Here is a 16161-nt window from a genome sequence, read left to right on the forward strand (position 1 = left end):
GGGCCGATTCGGCTACATGAACAAATGCTCGCCCGCGTTGTTGCCGCCCAGGATCACGTAGTTCACCTTGCGCAGGTCCATCAGGCTGTTGCCGCCCGAGTAGCTGATCGAGCTCTGCAGGTCTTCGCGCATTTCAGTCAGGGTGTCGGCCAGATGGCCCTTGATGGGTTCGAGGATGCGTTTGCCCTCAACATGGCGGCGCTCGCCCTTGTTGAAGTCGCTGGCCGAGCCGAAGTACTCCTTGTAGCGCTGGCCATCGACCTCGACGGTGGCACCGGGCGACTCTTCATGGCCGGCGAACAGCGAGCCGATCATCACCATGCTGGCGCCAAAGCGGATGCTCTTGGCGATGTCGCCATGGTGGCGGATGCCGCCATCGGCCACGATGGGCTTGCTGGCCACGCGTGCGCACCACTTCACCGCGCTGAGCTGCCAGCCCCCCGTGCCAAAACCGGTCTTCATGCGCGTGATGCAGACCTTGCCGGGGCCGATGCCCACCTTGGTGGCATCCGCCCCCCAGCGCTCCAGGTCCAGCACGGCCTCGGGCGTCCCCACATTGCCGGCGATCACGAAGGCGCTCGGCAGGTGCTTCTTGATGTGGGCGATCTGGCGCTGCACGGCGCTGGAGTGGCCGTGGGCGATGTCGATGGTGATGTAGTCGGCGCCCAGGCCCTCAGCGGCCAGGCGTTCAACGATGGCGAAGTCGGCCGCCTGCACGCCCAGGCTGATGGACACATAGAGCCCCCGTTCGCGCATGTCGCGCGCGAAGGCCACCGCATCGAGGTCGAAGCGGTGCATGACGTAGAAATAGTCGTTCGCCGCCAGGTAGCGCGCGATCGGCTCGTCGATCACCGTCTTCATGTTCGCCGGCACGGCGGGGATCTTGAAGCGGCGCGGGCCGAACTGGATCGAAGGGTCACATTCACTGCGGCTGTTCACGCGGCATTGGCGCGGCAGTAGTTGGATGTTGTCGTAGTCAAAGATGTCCATGGTCTGTGCTCAAGAGTAGTAGTTGGGCGACCACAGCGACCGCAATGACCTCAGGCTCCTTGCCGGTGATGCCGGCCAGGCCAATCGGGCAGTGCAGTCGCTGCAATTGGGGAGCCTGGTAGCCCTTGGCCTCCAGGCGATGAAGAAAGCGGGCGCGCTTGGTGGCCGAGCCGATCAGGCCTACCCAGGGCAAATCGGGCCGTGCCAGGGCGGCCTCGGTGAGCGCCAGGTCCAGGTCATGGCTGTGCGTCAGGATCAGCACCCGCGCACCGGGCGGGCTGTGGCGCAGTTCCGCCGTGAGTTCAGCCGGCAGGCCCTCGGCGCAGACGCGCTCGATATGCGGGGGCAAGGGGTCGTCAGGGAACTCGGCTTCGCGCTCGTCCAGCCAGCGCACGCGGCAATCGATGCCGGCGAGCAGACGCACGATGGCGCGGCCCACATGGCCGGCGCCAAAGAGCTCCAAATGAAAGCGCGGAGCGGGCATGGCCCAGGCCTTGGGATCTGACAGGGTCAGCGGCGTGTAGGCCAGGGTCAGCGCGCCGCCACAGCATTGGCCCAGGCTGGGCCCCAGGGCCAGGCGCTGGGTCTCGGCCTGCTCGGCTCCCAGCAAGGCCCGGGCGCGGGCGATCGCCTGCAACTCCAGATGCCCGCCGCCAATCGTGCCAATCACCTCACCCGCACCCACCAACATGCGCGTGCCCGCCTCGCGCGGCACCGAGCCCTGGTGAGCCTGCACCTCCACCACCACGCCGGCGCGTTGGTCTTGCTGCCACTGCATCGCAGTGGCCCGCAGCGCCAGCGGCAGGGTCATGTGTGCAGGGCCTTCAACACGGCTTCCGGTGTGGCCGGCGCCATCAGCGTGGGCTCACCCCCAGTGGCAGCGGCCACCGCATCCTTGATGGCGAGGAAGACCGCAAAGGGCAGGAGCAGCGGCGGCTCGCCCACAGCCTTGCTGCGGTGGATGCTGTCTTTCGCGTTCGGGCGGTCGAACAACGCCACGCGGAAGTCGGCCGGGCAGTCGTTGGCGGTGGGGATCTTGTAGGTGCTGGGCGCGTGGGTCACCAAGAGGCCCGCCTTGGGCGAACCATCGGCCGGGTGCCAGACCAGTTCTTCGCTGGTCAGCCAGCCCATGCCCTGGATGAAGGCGCCTTCCACTTGGCCGATGTCGATGGCCGGGTTGAGCGACTGCCCCACATCGTGCAGCGCGTCGGCGCGCAGCACGCGGTGTTCGCCCGTCAGGGTGTCGACCAGCACCTCGGCCACCGCCGCGCCATGGGCGAAGTAGTAGAAGGGTCGGCCCTGCAGCTTGGCGCGGTCCCAGCTCAGGCCCGGCGTGGCGTAGAAGCCCTCGCTCCAGAGTTGCACCCGGGCGTGGTAGGCCTGGCGCACTAGTTCTTCCCAGGCGATGCGCTGGCTGCCCAGCACCACTTCGCCGGCCTCGAAGCGAACGCCGTCCGGGGCCAAACCATAGGCTTGGGCGGCGAAGGCGCTGAGCCGATCACGCAGGCTGCGCGCTGCGGCCTGTGCGGCCTTGCCGTTCAGATCGGCCCCCGTGCTGGCGGCCGTGGCTGAAGTGTTGGCGATCTTTTCGGTGTCGGTAGCGCTGCAGCGCACGGCGGCAAGGGGCAGGCCGAGTTCCTGCGCCACCACCTGGGCCACCTTGGTGTTCAGGCCTTGGCCCATCTCGGTGCCGCCGTGGTTCACCAACACCGAGCCATCGGTGTAGACGTGCACCAGAGCGCCGGCCTGGTTCAGGTGCACCACATTGAAGCTGATGCCGAACTTGAGCGGCGTGAGCGCCAGGCCCTTCTTGAGCACCGGGCTGCTGGCGTTGAAGGCCGCCACGGCCGCACGGCGTGCGGCGTAGTCGCTGCTGGCTTCAAGTCGGGCCATCAGATCGGGCAGGCAGAAGTCTTCAATGGTCTGGCCGTAGGGCGTCGTTTGGGGGGGCGTTTGCCCCTCCTGGTACAGATTGGCACGGCGCACGGCCAGGGGGTCGAGCTTCAGGCGCCGGGCGATGGCGTCCATCAGCATCTCGACGGCCAGCGCGCCCTGCGGCCCGCCAAAGCCGCGGAAGGCGGTGTTGCTCTGGGTGTTCGTGCGCGCCGCAAAGCCGCTCAAGGCCACATGGGGCAGCCAGTAGGCGTTGTCGAAGTGGCAGAGCGCGCGGGTGAGCACTGGGCCGCTCAGGTCGGCCGAATGGCCGGCGTTCGAGATCAGGGTCGCCCGCACGCCCTGGATGCGCCCCGCCTCGTCAAAGCCGGCGTCAATGTCAAAGGAAAAGCCGTGGCGTCGCCCGGTGATCAGGAAGTCGTCATCCCGGTCCAGGCGCAGCTTCACGGGTGCGCGATTGCGCACCGCGCCCAAGGCCGCCACGCAGGCAAACAGGGCGGACTGCGACTCCTTGCCGCCAAAGCCGCCGCCCATGCGCCGGCACAGCACGCGCACCGCATGGTTGGGTCGGTGCAGCGCATGCGCCACCAGGTGCTGCATTTCGCTCGGATGCTGGGTCGAGCAATGCAGGGTCAGGCCGCCGTCTTCCTCCGGCAATGCGTAGCTGATCTGGCCTTCCAGATAGAACTGTTCCTGGCCGCCCAGCTCGAAAGCCAGCTGGAGGCGCTGGGGCGCGTTGGCCAGGGCCTGGTCGGCATCGCCCCGGCAGAGTTGCATGGGGGCGATCACATGCTGGCCGGCTGCATGGGCCTCGCGCTGGTGCAGGATGGCGGTCAGCGGCTCGGCCTGAATGACCTCGCGCGCCAGCGCCGCCGCCCGCCGCGCTTGCGCGCGGGTGCGGGCCACCACGGCAAACACCGGCTGGCCGCGATAGCGCAGGGTGTCAATGGCCAGGATCGGGTCGTCCTGGATCAGCGGTCCGCAGTCGTTGCGCCCGGGGAAGTCTGTGCCGGTGAACACGTCCACCACGCCGGGCTGGGCCCGCACACGTTCGACATCCACGCCGAGCAGGCGCCCATGCGCCACCGGTGAGAGGCCGAGCGCCGCGTGCAGGGTGCCCACACGCTCGGGAATGTCATCGGTGTAGGGCGCGCTGCCCTGCACATGCAGATGCGCCGACTCATGCGGCAGCGGCTTTCCAACGACGATATTCACCTTGCCTCCCACACCGACAGCGCGCTGGCGGGCAGCGGATCTTCCGCACGGGTCTCCAGCCAACAGCGCCTGAGCAGGTTTTGCGCCACCTGCAGCCGATAGGCCGCACTGGCGCGCATATCGCTCAGGGGTTTGAAGTCCTGGGCCAGGGCGGCCTGGGCTTGGATCAAGGTGGCCTCGTTCCAGGGCTGACCGCGCAGCGCGGCCTCGGCCTGCGCAGCGCGTTTGACGATGGCCGCCATACCGCCCCAGGCCAGCCGGGCCTCGCGCACCTGGCCGTCCTCGATGTGCAGCGCAAAGGCCCCGCACACGGCCGAGATGTCGCTGTCGAAGCGTTTGCTGATCTTGTGGGTGCTCAAGCGCCAACCCTGCAGCGGCAGCGGCACCCGCAGGGCGCGCAGGAACTCGCCGGCCTGCAGCGCGTTCTTCATGTAGTCGAGGTAGAAGTCCTGCAGCGGCAGGCGGCGCAGCTGCTCGCCCCGCTGCAGTTCCACCGTGGCGCCCAGGGCCATCAGCACCGGGGCGCCGTCGCCGATGGGCGAGCCGTTGGCGATGTTGCCGCCCAGGGTGCCCACCGAACGGATCGGGGGCGACGCAAAGCGCAGGCCCATCTCCTTGAGCTGGGGCCAGTGGGTGGCCAGCTCGGCCCAAGCCGCTTCCAGCGAGGCGCCGGCGCCAATCACCAGCTCGTCCCCAACACGCTCGATGGTTTGCAGCTCGCGCACCTGGCCCAGGTAGATGATCTGCGGCAGGGTCTTGAACTGCTTGGTGACCCACAGGCCCACATCGCTGCCGCCGGCCAGCAGCCGCGCCTCGGGCAGGTCCTGGCGCAGCTGGGCCAGTTCGCCAAGGGTCTTGGGCGCGTGGAAGCCGGCCTCGGTGTGAATAGGCTGGCCTAGCGCGAGCTCACGCAAGGCGGTCTCGACCGGCTCGCGGTCCAGCAGCGGGCCTTCTTGCGCCAGGGCCTTTTCACCGGCGTCCAGGATGGGCCGATAGCCCGTGCAGCGGCACAGATTGCCCGCCAAGCCATCGGCGATGCCTTGACGGCTGGGGGCCGTCCCCTTCATTTCCTCATAGAGCTGCCACAGCGACATCGCAAAACCCGGGGTGCAAAAGCCGCATTGCGAGCCATGGCAGTCCACCAGGGCCTGCTGCACCGGATGCAGGCTGCCGTCGGCGCCGGCCAGGTCTTCCACGGTGAACAGGGCCTTGCCGTCCAGGCTGGGCAAAAACTGAATGCAGCTGTTGACGGGCTTGAGTTGCAGCCTGCCTTGGGCATCGAGCTCACCCAGCACCACGGTGCAGGCCCCGCAGTCGCCCTCGGCGCAGCCTTCCTTGGTGCCGCACAGCTGCTGGTCCTCGCGCAGCCACTCCAGCACCGTGCGGGTGTTGGGGGCGCCGTCCAGCTCCACCACCGCGTTGCGGTGCCAAAAACGAACCGGACGAATCGATTGCGTGCTCAGATCCTGCGGCATCACTTCGCCCCCGCCTCAAACCAGCGCTTGATCAAGTCGCGCTCCTCGTCGCTCATCTGCGTGGCATTGTTCAGCGGCATGCTGCGCGCCACCACCGCCTGCTGGTAGACCGCCAGTGCGTGCTGGGTCAACAGCGCGTCGGTGTGTAAGGCCACGCCCTTGTTTTGCACCGCTTCGCTGTGGCAGAGCACACAGCGCTGGTTCAGCACGGCCTGCACCTGGGCACGGCTCACGGCCTGAGCTTGGGGCTGTGTCTGAGCCGGCGCCGCCACAGGCGGCTTGGGAGCCTGGATCAGCACCAAGCCCGCAATCAGCACCACCCCGGCCAGCGCCCAGCCCCAGGGTGCGCTCTTGCCTGCGATCAGCGCCTTGTGGCGCGCCACAAAGCTGTGTCGGATCAGGGCGCCGGCCAGCATCAGCACGAACAGCAGCACCCAGTTGTAGGCGCCCTGGTAGAGGAAGCCGTAGTGGTTGCTGAGCATGGCGATCAGCACCGGCAGCGTGAAGTAGGTGTTGTGCACGCTGCGCTGCTTGCCGCGCTGGCCGTGGATGGGGCTGACCGGTTCACCGGCCTTCATCTGGGCGATGACCTTGCGCTGGCCCGGGATGATCCAGACCAGCACATTGGCGCTCATGGCCGTGGCCATCATGGCGCCCACCAGCACGAAGGCGGCCCGGCCGGCAAAGAGCTGGCAGGCGGCCCAGCTGCTCAAGGCCACCACGGCCAGCAGTACCAGGCCCACTCGGGCATCGCCACCCACCTTGCCGTCCTTTTCACCCAGCAACCGGCACACCCCGTCATAGACGAACCAGAACGCCAGCAACAGGCCCAGTGCGGCACCCACTGCGGCGCCCGACGAACCCCAGGCGTAAACCTTGGGGTCGATCAGAAAGGTCTGCGCATTGAAGAGATAGAGCACGGTGAACAGCGCAAAGCCGGTCAGCCAGGTGGAATAACTCTCCCAAAAGAACCAATGCAGTTTCTCGGGCAGGGCCTTGGGCGCCACCAGGTATTTCTGCGGGTGATAAAAGCCCCCGCCGTGCACGGCCCAGAGCTCGCCGTCCACGCCCTTGGCCTTGAGGTCCGCATCGGTGGGGCGGGTCAGGCTGCTGTCCAGGAAGACGAAGTAAAAGGACGAACCGATCCAGGCAATGGCCGTGATCACATGGGCCCAGCGCAAGAGCAGATTGGCCCAATCGGCCAGATATCCCAAGTCCATCAAGAACCCCGGTAGGTGGAGTAGCTATAGGGGCTGACCAGCAGCGGCACGTGGTACTTGGCACCCACATCCGCGATGCCGAAGTCCAGATTCACCACATCGATGAAGGGCGGATCGGGCAACTCAAGCCCGCGCGCACGGAAATAGGCCGCCACCTCGAAGACCAGGCGCCAGCGCCCGGTCTGCATCTGGCCGGCGTCCAGCAGCGGCCCATCGGCACGGCCGTCGGCATTCAACTGGATGGACTTCCGGGTGTGGAAGGCGCCGTCGGGCTGCGCCTGTTGCAAATGCACCGTCATGCCCGCTGCGGGGCAGCCATGGGCGGTGTCGAGCACGTGGGTGGAGAGGTGGCCCATAGCGGTGGCGAGAAGCGTCGGCAAACTGTATACACTCAAGCATACACGCATGAACACCACCCTCCCCGCCGAAACCGCCACGCAGCGCATCGTCGACGCCATCACGGCGGCCATCGTCGAGCGCCGGCTCATGCCGGGCACCAAGCTGGTCGAGCAGCAGCTCGCCGACCTGTTCCAAGTCTCTCGCACCCTGGTGCGCCAGGCGCTCAATCAGCTCAGCCGGGATCACCTCGTCAAGCTGCAGCCCGCGCGCGGCGCCTTCGTGGCCGAGCCCAGTGTGGACGAGGCCCGCCAGGTCTTCGAGGTGCGGCAGATGATCGAGCAGCAGCTGGTGCGCCAGCTGTGCGCACGCGCCACGCCGGCCCAGATCACCACCCTGCGCGAACACCTGGCACGCGAGGCCGCCGCCGTGCAAGCCGAGGACATCACCCTGCGCACCCGCCTGCTGGCCGACTTCCATGTCCTGCTGGCGCGCCTGCAGGGCAACGAGGTGCTGGCGGAGTTGCTGGCCGACCTGCTGGCCCGTTGCTCGCTGATCGCGCTGATGTACCAAAGCAGCCACTCGGCCGAGCACTCGGCCAGCGAACACATCGAGCTCGTGGACGCCATCGAGGCCGGCGACATCGAGCGCGCCAGCGCGCTGATGAGCGACCACCTGGGCAATGTGGAGCGAGGCCTGCGCCTGAAGGCGCGCACCACCGATCTGGCCAACGCGCTGGGGACCGTACATCCATGACCCACCTCGCATGAACTACCCCCGCGACCTGCGCGGCCACGGCCGCCACCCGCCCCATCCGCAGTGGCCGAACAAGGCGCGCGTGGCCCTGCAGTTCGTGCTGAACTATGAAGAAGGTGGCGAGAACTCGGTGCTGCATGGCGACACCGGGTCCGAGCAATTCCTCTCTGAGATGTTCAACCCCGCCAGTTATCCGGCGCGGCATCTGAGCATGGAGGGCATCTATGAATACGGCAGCCGGGTGGGCGTGTGGCGCATCCTGCGCGAGTTCGAGCGCCGCGGCCTGCCGCTGACCGTGTTTGGCGTGGGCATGGCGCTGCAGCGCTGCCCCGAAGTGACGGCCGCCTTTGTCGAGTTGGGTCACGAGATCGCCAGCCACGGCTGGCGCTGGATTCATTACCAAAACCTCGACGAGGCGACCGAGCGCGAGCACCTGCTGCAGGCGGTTGAGGTCATCACGGCCATGACGGGCCAGCCCCCGGCGGGCTGGTACACGGGGCGCGACAGTCCCAACACCCGCCGCCTGGTGGTCGAGCACGGCGGCTTTGAGTACGACAGCGACTACTACGGCGACGACCTGCCCTTCTGGCTCCAGGTGCGGAAAAGCGATGGCGCCCTCGCGCCCCATCTGGTCGTGCCCTACACCCTGGACTGCAACGACATGCGCTTTGCCCTGCCCCAGGGCTTCAGCCATGGCGACGAGTTCTTCCACTACCTGCGCGATGCCTTTGATGTGCATTACGCCGAAGGTGTGGAACGGCCCAGCATGATGAGCGTGGGCTTGCATTGCCGGCTGCTCGGCCGCCCGGGCCGCATGCGTTCGTTGCAGCGCTTTCTGGACCATGTGCAATCGCACGCCGATGTGTGGATCTGCCGCCGCGTGGACATCGCGCGGCATTGGAAAGCCACCCACCCCTTTGACGCCGCTACCGCCCATCTATGGACCTGAAGACTCTCAACCAGTCCGAGCCCGCGGCCCTGCTGACCGAGCTAGGCGGGCTGTACGAGCACTCGCCCTGGATCGTGGAAGGCGCGCTGGCCCAACGCCCTTTCGCCTCGCTGGCGGCCTTCAAGCGCGCCTGCTTCGAGGTGCTGGCTCGCGCCACCCCCGAGGCCCAGCGCGCGCTGATCTGCGCCCACCCGGAGCTGGCCGGCAAGGCCATGGTGGCGCAGCAGCTCACGGCCGAATCCACCGACGAGCAAAGCCGTGCGGGTCTGACCCATTGCAGCCCCGAAGAGTTCGCCACCCTGCAGCGCCTGAACACCGCCTATGGGCAGCGTTTCGGCTGGCCCTTCATCCTGGCCGTACGGGGCCCGCGCGGCCTCGGCCTGAGTCGCAGCGAAATCATCAGCACCTTCGAGCGCCGCCTGGACGGTCACCCCGACTTTGAGTTCCAGGAATGCCTGCGCCAGATTCACCGCATCGCCGAGCTGCGCCTGGCTGAGAAGTTTGGCGAAGACCTGAGCGCGGGCGAGCAGGTGTGGGACTGGGCCGAACAGCTTGCCGTTCACAGCGAGGCCGACGACGCCCTGACCGTCACCTATATGAGCCCGGCCCACCGCGCCTGTGCGCGCAAACTGGCGGGTTGGATGCAAAGCTGCGGCTTTGACGAGGTGCAGATCGACGCGCTGGGCAATGTGGTGGGGCGCTACTTCGGCAGCGACCCGTCCGCCCCCCTGTTGATGACCGGCAGCCATTACGACACGGTGCGCAACGGGGGCCGCTACGACGGCCGCCTGGGCATTCTGGTGGCCATGGCCACGGTGCAGGGCATGAAGGCCCTGGGCCATCGCCCCCGCCACGGCCTGGAGCTGGTGGCCTTTGCCGAAGAGGAGGCGCAGCGTTTTCCCGCCACCTTCCTGGCCGCCAGCGCGCTGGTCGGCCGCTTCGAACCGCAGTGGCTGGCCCAGCAAGACGCCCAGAGCGTGACGATGGCCGAGGCCCTGCAGGCGGCCGGCCATGGCGCCCAACCGAGCGCGCAACTGGACAGCATTGCCGCACTGCAACGCGACCCCAAGCAATACCTCGGCTTTGTCGAGGTTCACATTGAACAAGGCCCCGTGCTGGACGCCGCCGGCCTGCCCCTGGGGGTGGTCAGCTCCATCAATGGCAGCCACCGCTACACCGGCGAGATCGTCGGCCAGGCCAGCCATGCCGGCACCACCCCGATGGGCGCGGGCCGGCGCGATGCCGCTGCGGCGGCGGCCGAGCTGGTGCTGCAGGTCGAGCGCATCGCCACCCAGTTGCCCGAAGCCGTGGGCACGGTGGGCATGCTGGAAGTGCCCGGCGGCTCCATCAATGTGGTGCCGGGCCGTTGCCGCTTCAGCCTGGACCTGCGTGCCCCGCGCGACGCCGTGCGCGACCGCCTGCGCGACGAGGTGCTGCACGCCTTGGACGCCATTTGCGAGCGGCGCGGCTTGCACTACAGCCTGCGGCCCACCCTGTCGATTGACGCAGCCCCCAGCCACCCCGACTGGCAGGCGCGCTGGGAAGCCGCCGTGCAGCGCTTGGGCCTGCCCGTGCACCGCATGCCCAGCGGCGCCGGGCACGACGCCATGAAGATGCACGAGATCCTGCCCCAGGCCATGCTCTTCGTGCGCGGCGGCAATGCCGGCATCAGCCACAACCCGCTGGAAACCGTGAGCGCGCACGACGCTCAACTGGCGGTGGAGGCCTTCGAGATTCTGTGGAATTCCCTATGAGCATTGCCGTCACCCCCGCTTACGCCCAACTGGACGCCTGGATCGCCCAGCATTTCGACGAACAGGTCGGCTTTTTGCAGGCCCTGGTTCGCGTGCCCACCGACACCCCGCCCGGCCACAACCGCCCGCATGCCGAGACCACCGCCGCGCTGCTGGCCGCCATGGGCCTGCAAGCCGAGGCCCATGCGGTGCCCGAGGCCGAGGTGCAGGCGCAGGGCATGCAGAGCATCACCAATCTGATCGTGCGCCGCCGCTTTGGCATAGACGGCCCGGTGGTGGCCCTGAACGCCCATGGCGATGTGGTGCCACCCGGCGAGGGCTGGAGCCAAGAACCCTACGGCGGCGCGGTGGTCGAGGGCAAGCTCTACGGCCGCGCGGCGGCCGTCAGCAAGAGCGACTTTGCGACCTACACCTTTGCACTGCGGGCCTTGGAGTCCTTGGGGCTCCCCTTGAAGGGCGGCGTCGAACTGCACTTCACCTATGACGAAGAATTCGGCGGCGAACTTGGGCCCGGCTGGCTTCTGCGCCAAAAGCTCACAAAACCCGACCTCCTGATCGCCGCCGGCTTCAGCTATCAGGTGGTGACAGCGCACAACGGCTGCCTGCAGCTGGAGGTGACGCTTACCGGCCTATCCAGCCACGCCGCCTACCCCGAGACCGGCATCGACGCCCTGCAGGCCGCCACCGACCTGATGCACGCGCTCTATGCCGACAACGCCTCGCTCAAGCTGATCCGCTCCGAGGTGCCGGGCATCAACCATCCCTACCTGAACATCGGCCGCATCGAGGGGGGCAGCAACACCAATGTGGTGCCGGGCAAGGTGGTGCTCAAGCTGGACCGCCGCATGATCCCGGAAGAGGACGCCTTCGAAGTCGAGAAGGCGCTCAAGCACCTCATCGAGACCAATGTGCGCACCCACCACCCCAAGGTGAAGCTTGGCATCCGCCGCCTGCTGCTGGCGCACAGCCTCAAGCACGACCCGCGCAACCAAGCCCTGGTGGACGCCATCCAGCGCCACGGCCAAGAGGTCTTCGGCGAACCCATCCCCGTCACCGGCACGCCGCTCTATACCGATGTGCGCCTCTACGGCGCGGCCGGCGTGCCGGCCGTCATTTATGGTGCCGGCCCGCGCACCGTGCTGGAAAGCAATGCCAAGCGCGCCGACGAACACCTTGTGCTGGCCGACCTGAAGCGCGCCACCCAGGTGGTGGCCCGCACGCTCTACGACCTTTTGAAAGCAGACTGAAATGTTCAAACCCTTGGCATTGGCTGGACTTTTGATGGGCTTGAGCGCCCAAGCCGCGCCCACACAGCTGACCGTCGCCACCTGGAACCTGGGCTGGCATCTGGACCAGGAACTGGCCACCCAGTGGCGCGCCGCCTGCGACGCCCCCTTCGCGCTGGACGCCAAAGACGGCCGCTGGAAGCCCGCTGCGTCCGCCAGTGCCGACACCCGCCCCGGCTGGGCCCTGCCCTGGGGCCGCAACGCCCCGGTGGAGTGGGACATCGGCGCCCTGCCCCCCTGCGACATCTACCAAGTCAACCGTACCGCCCTGCCCGTCACACGCCCGGCCGATCTGCTGCGCCGCGCCCGCCTCAGCGAGCTGCTGCGCACCCGGTTGAACGCCGATGTACTGGCCTTTCAGGAAGTGAGCGGTGCAGCGGCCATTCGCGAGCTGGTGGGGCCTGAGTACGAGGTCTGCAGCTACGAGGGCCACAAGGTGCAGCGCCTGGCCTTTGCCTGGAAGCGCAGCCTGGGCGCCGGCCGATGTCAGGTGGACTGGGGCTTGAGCCTGCCCCAGCGCCCGATGGTCGACCAGGTGCGCCCCGGCCTGGCCTTGCACCTGCAGGTGGACGGGCGCCGCGTCAGCTTCCTGACCGTGCACCTGAAGTCCTCCTGCGTTTCGCCGCTGGACGGCAGCAACCCGCAATTCCCCGCGCCCGCCAGTGAGGCCCGTGGCCAACTGGACGGCCCCAACCCGCACTGCCAGAGCCTGCAACAGCAGGTGGCCCCCTTGGAAACCTGGCTGGATGGCCAGAAGGCCGACGCCCTCGTGTTGCTGGGCGACTTCAACCGCAATCTGGGCCACGAGCAAAGCGCGCCTGCCGAACACAGCGCACGAGTCCAGGGCCAGGCCACCGAGCCCCATGGCCCGGGCGTGAAGGTGCGCAATCTCTGGCGCGAGCTCAACGACGGCCAGCCCCGCAGCCTGACCCTGCTGGAATCCCACTGCGAGGGTCAGCCCAGCTGTCTGCTGGCCAAGAGCGGCCACCTGGACCGCCAGCAATACGGCGGCCTGCGGGCGGCTCTCGGCTGCCGCAACCCGGTGGGCTTGGACCACATCGTGATCGCCGGCGCGCTCAAGGGCTCCACCGCCCGCAAGATCTCCATGGGAGAGCTGGGTGACACCCGGATGGTCAATGGCGTGGCTGAGCTAGGGCTCTCAGATCACTGCCCGTTGGCGGCGACGGTGGAGCTGAAGTAACAAGGCGCACAAGCCCCAGTGACTGCTCCGTAGCGATTGCCGCCGCTGGGTGCTATGCCTCGCAAGGCCCGCAACTGGCCAGAAGCCGTCATCCCCGGCACGGATACCCCGGCATCGAGATTGGCATACCCGCCTGCGACGATTGTCACAGCTGCCGAACCGTAGGTTGACGCTCGTTCTGAATTTACAAATGGACGGGCAAATCAGAATCCAGCGAAGGAATTATGTGCCAAACTTCCGAATACGTTGTTTGAGTTCTTGACTGACCTTGTCGACCACTGTTGGAGCATTGCTGGGGTGAAAGCCCATCACCTTGACTACTGCTAGGCCTATGTCTCCGAGGTCAACTGAAAACCACATCGTGCAAGACGATTGACCTTGATCGACTTTCGTATTGAAAGTTGCCGTATACAAGTAGTCACCGGCTAGGCTAGATCCCGCAGGGGCTATGCAGCCCAGATGGATCGGTTGTCCAGTTCGAACATCTACAGTGTCATTTATTGACCATGCGGGCGAAGATGTCGTATTGCGGGATGGATTGGCTTTATTGAAGGCTTCAATCTCAGCAGCCGTTGCGGTCCACTTGGTCAGAGGCACGCCAGTGAAAGTTTGGGGCCGACCAATCACGCTCAAATCCGTACTCGCAGGAACAGACTGCCTATCGACGATACCCAAAACAACGACGAGAAACCCGTCAATAGGCTCTAAATCGTCGATCTTTTTTTTAGCGGATAAATCGTATTCATTTAACCACCCACCGTTGCGCACAAGAAACCGGTTAAAACCGAAACCGTTGGTCCGACAGGCCCTTGAACTCAAGCCACTAGCGGCCGGCTCGGCAACAATGAAGCCAACTCCATACCTGAACGGGTATTGATCATGTTCGCTGGAGGAGGCAAACGAGCTACACCTAGGCGGGATAACTTCATTTGGCAATTGCCTTGAAGCTCCTGCAATCTGCGCATGCTGGTCGTTTCGCGAATTTTGACCCGCGTTGCGGTCACACCCCGTCATCAATGCCAGTGATGCAGCTAGCACTCCGCCCAATATTATCATTGGATTGGATCCGCCACCTACCCGAGCCCGAGTTATGTCGCGACTGGTGCTCGGTCGGCTTGGACCGAACTCATGTTTGGCGGGGGGTTTCATCCCAGTAAGTTGAATTTTCAAAAATGCTCAGAGGCTTCGGTTCGACTTGTGCCAAGTGCAACTCATTCCGCGCGAAGTCGCGCCAATCGCACCGGAGACTGGCGCAAGTCCTTAGTTTTTTTGGCAATTTTGCCGACACCAAGGCGAGCAACGCCCAGTTCGGTCTGAGTCGACGTATGTGTCAATGCGATTGCAGCTCGAAGCGAAAAAGGAATCCCGCCGTGCAAGGCTAACAGTTGAGTCCGCTCCGATCGGACAAAGCCGCTTTCTCCGCCATGCGCAGCTTTCGCCAGCAGCCTCGCTGGAGGGTACCGAGTTACCAGCATCCGCCGGTCGGTTGAAGTCCGCACAACGTTCGCGCATGCAGTCGTCGGTGCAACAACAACTGACTGGCGCCCGACTTGCGCACTTCAGTCGCAAAGCACTTGGCTAAGCAGCGGATGGCCCAGCCGAGCAGAGCGTGCGGATGACAGCAGTGGGGCGATTCCTGCCGCCGGTCAGACTTGACTGGACTGGCAACTCGCAGCGTGATCATGCCGAGAGGGCTAGAGCTGTTGCGGATTGATCTGCTCATTTCTACCCACGCCGGATCGGCGCCCCCGCCGGCCCCGCCGCATCGGTGGCCCGACGATTGGGCGTGCCCAGCAGCTCAGCCACTGTCATGCGCTGCCAGCCGCTGGCCTCCCACAACCCGGCGGTGAGCGCCGAGCGCGGCACCAGGCAGCGCTGCAAGAGCGGCGCGGCTAAGGTTTCGAAGGGGTTGCGCAGCAACACCAGGCGCTGGGCGCCGTCTTCCTCCAAGCGGCCCAGCCAGTCCAACTGCTGCAGGCCTTCGATCACGGGTTCGAGCTGGAGGGGCTCGACGCGCAGGGTCTGGGCCAGGGCGAGTTTGCTGGCGCCGGCCGCGCCGCGCTGTTGGCGCAGCCACAGCTCGCGCACCACTTGCAGGCTCAGCTCCAGCTCCAGCGCGGGGCTGGGGGGGCGTTGCAGCAGGCCCTGGGTCAGGCCCGGTGCGTTGGCGGCGATCAGCGCGCCCAGGAGCACGATGACCCAGCCCAGGTACATCCACACCAGCAGGATGGGCAGGGTGGCAAAGGCGCCGTAGAGCGTGGTGTAAGTGGGCACCTGGCGCAGATACCAAGCCAAGCCCCATTTGGCCAGGCCAAAGGCCAGGGACACGAACAGCGCGCCCAGCAGCGCGTGGCGCCAACGCACATGGGTGTTGGGCACGAAGTGGAAGAGACCCGCCACGGCGGCGGTGAGCACGCCGAATTGGATCAGGTCAAGCAAGGTCTCGAAACCGCCCGGCAGCTGAGTCACCAGGCCTTTGCTGGCCGAGATGGCCGCGCCCGTGAGGGTCAGGCTGGCGCCCAGGGCCAGCGGGCCCAGGGTCAGTGCAGCCCAATAAACCAGCACGCGCTGGGTCATGGGCCGGGGCCGGCGCACGCGCCAGATGGCGTTGAGCGTGCGGTCGATGGTGAGCATCAGCGCAATGGCGGTGAGGCCCAGAAAGCCCGCGCCCACCACGCCCAGGCCCTTGGCCTTGCCGGCGAACTGGGTCAGGGTCTTGAGCACCGGGCGGGCGATGTTGTCCGGCACCAGATTGGCCAGAAAGTACTGCTCCAGGGCCTTCTGGAAGTTGGCAAACATCGGAAAGGCCGTGAACAGCGCCAGCATCAGCACCAAGAGCGGCACCAGCGAGATCAGCGTCGTGAAGGTCAGACTGCCCGCCGTGACGCCAAGGCGCAGCTCGTTGAAGCGCGCCCGCAATCCGGCGCCGGCCAGTGCCCAGGGCCAGCGGCGCAGATCGCGCCAGCTGGAAAGCAGGCTGCGCAGGCCCGCATGGCGGCGCAGGGTGGCAAAAGAGGGCTGGAACAACATGTCGGGCGCGAGTGTATGAGTGGGCATTCGGGCGAGCTCTTGTGTCGCCTCCCTAC

General features: G+C 66.5%; 13 protein-coding genes. 5 read left to right on the forward strand and 8 right to left on the reverse strand.

From position 1 onward, the window contains the following. Positions 1–12 precede the first annotated feature (12 nt). Genes FF090_RS10620 through uraH form a run of 6 tightly spaced genes read right to left on the reverse strand, consistent with a single transcriptional unit; the run spans position 13 to position 7149 of the window. Positions 13–990, reverse strand: a complete 978-nt coding sequence (locus FF090_RS10620; RefSeq protein ID WP_138856700.1) for a GMP reductase — start codon at positions 988–990, stop codon at positions 13–15. Continuing rightward, entirely contained in the window at positions 977–1801 is an 825-nt protein-coding gene (gene xdhC, locus FF090_RS10625; protein ID WP_138856701.1) for a xanthine dehydrogenase accessory protein XdhC, read from the reverse strand. The genes FF090_RS10620 and xdhC overlap by 14 nt, the downstream gene beginning before the upstream one ends. Further along, a complete protein-coding gene (gene xdhB / locus FF090_RS10630) occupies positions 1798–4110 on the reverse strand; it encodes a xanthine dehydrogenase molybdopterin binding subunit (RefSeq protein ID WP_375137378.1) in 2313 nt (770 codons plus the stop codon). The genes xdhC and xdhB overlap by 4 nt, the downstream gene beginning before the upstream one ends. Continuing rightward, a complete protein-coding gene (gene xdhA, locus FF090_RS10635; protein WP_138856702.1) occupies positions 4095–5573 on the reverse strand; it encodes a xanthine dehydrogenase small subunit in 1479 nt (492 codons plus the stop codon). Before xdhA ends, xdhB begins: the two co-directional genes overlap by 16 nt. Next, positions 5573–6793 (reverse strand): urate hydroxylase PuuD, encoded by a 1221-nt coding sequence (locus FF090_RS10640; protein ID WP_138856703.1) that lies wholly within the window; start codon positions 6791–6793, stop codon positions 5573–5575. Before FF090_RS10640 ends, xdhA begins: the two co-directional genes overlap by 1 nt. Beyond that, on the reverse strand, positions 6793–7149 hold the full coding sequence (gene uraH, locus FF090_RS10645) for a hydroxyisourate hydrolase (RefSeq protein WP_138856704.1): 357 nt from the start codon (positions 7147–7149) through the stop codon (positions 6793–6795). Before uraH ends, FF090_RS10640 begins: the two co-directional genes overlap by 1 nt. Before the next feature lie 49 nt (positions 7150–7198). Here uraH and FF090_RS10650 point away from each other — a divergent pair, with 49 nt between their 5' ends. The 5 genes from FF090_RS10650 to FF090_RS10670 are packed head-to-tail and all read left to right on the forward strand — an operon-like array spanning position 7199 to position 13075. Then, positions 7199–7885: a GntR family transcriptional regulator gene (locus tag FF090_RS10650; protein ID WP_138856705.1), complete on the forward strand. Its 687-nt coding sequence runs from the start codon at positions 7199–7201 to the stop codon at positions 7883–7885. Between the two features lie 10 nt (positions 7886–7895). Further along, complete coding sequence (puuE, locus tag FF090_RS10655; RefSeq protein ID WP_138856706.1) at positions 7896–8834, forward strand: allantoinase PuuE; 939 nt, start codon at positions 7896–7898, stop codon at positions 8832–8834. Then, positions 8825–10588 carry a 2-oxo-4-hydroxy-4-carboxy-5-ureidoimidazoline decarboxylase gene (gene uraD, locus FF090_RS10660; RefSeq protein ID WP_138856707.1) on the forward strand — a complete coding sequence of 588 codons (1764 nt, stop codon included), beginning with the start codon at positions 8825–8827 and terminating at the stop codon, positions 10586–10588. The genes puuE and uraD overlap by 10 nt, the downstream gene beginning before the upstream one ends. Next, the gene (locus FF090_RS10665) at positions 10585–11835 is read left to right on the forward strand and encodes a M20/M25/M40 family metallo-hydrolase (protein WP_138856708.1); all 1251 of its coding nucleotides are present in this window, start codon (positions 10585–10587) and stop codon (positions 11833–11835) included. Before uraD ends, FF090_RS10665 begins: the two co-directional genes overlap by 4 nt. A 1-nt stretch (position 11836) precedes the next feature. Next, positions 11837–13075 (forward strand): endonuclease/exonuclease/phosphatase family protein, encoded by a 1239-nt coding sequence (locus tag FF090_RS10670; protein WP_138856709.1) that lies wholly within the window; start codon positions 11837–11839, stop codon positions 13073–13075. A gap of 222 nt (positions 13076–13297) precedes the next feature. Here FF090_RS10670 and FF090_RS10675 read toward each other — a convergent pair whose 3' ends face one another. After that, a complete protein-coding gene (locus FF090_RS10675) occupies positions 13298–14131 on the reverse strand; it encodes a hypothetical protein (protein WP_138856710.1) in 834 nt (277 codons plus the stop codon). Positions 14132–14800: 669 nt separating this feature from the next. Continuing rightward, positions 14801–16132: a YihY family inner membrane protein gene (locus FF090_RS10680; RefSeq protein WP_246071386.1), complete on the reverse strand. Its 1332-nt coding sequence runs from the start codon at positions 16130–16132 to the stop codon at positions 14801–14803. Positions 16133–16161 lie beyond the last annotated feature (29 nt).

Source organism: Inhella inkyongensis (assembly GCF_005952805.1).
Classification (GTDB): Bacteria; Pseudomonadota; Gammaproteobacteria; order Burkholderiales; family Burkholderiaceae_C; genus Inhella; species Inhella inkyongensis.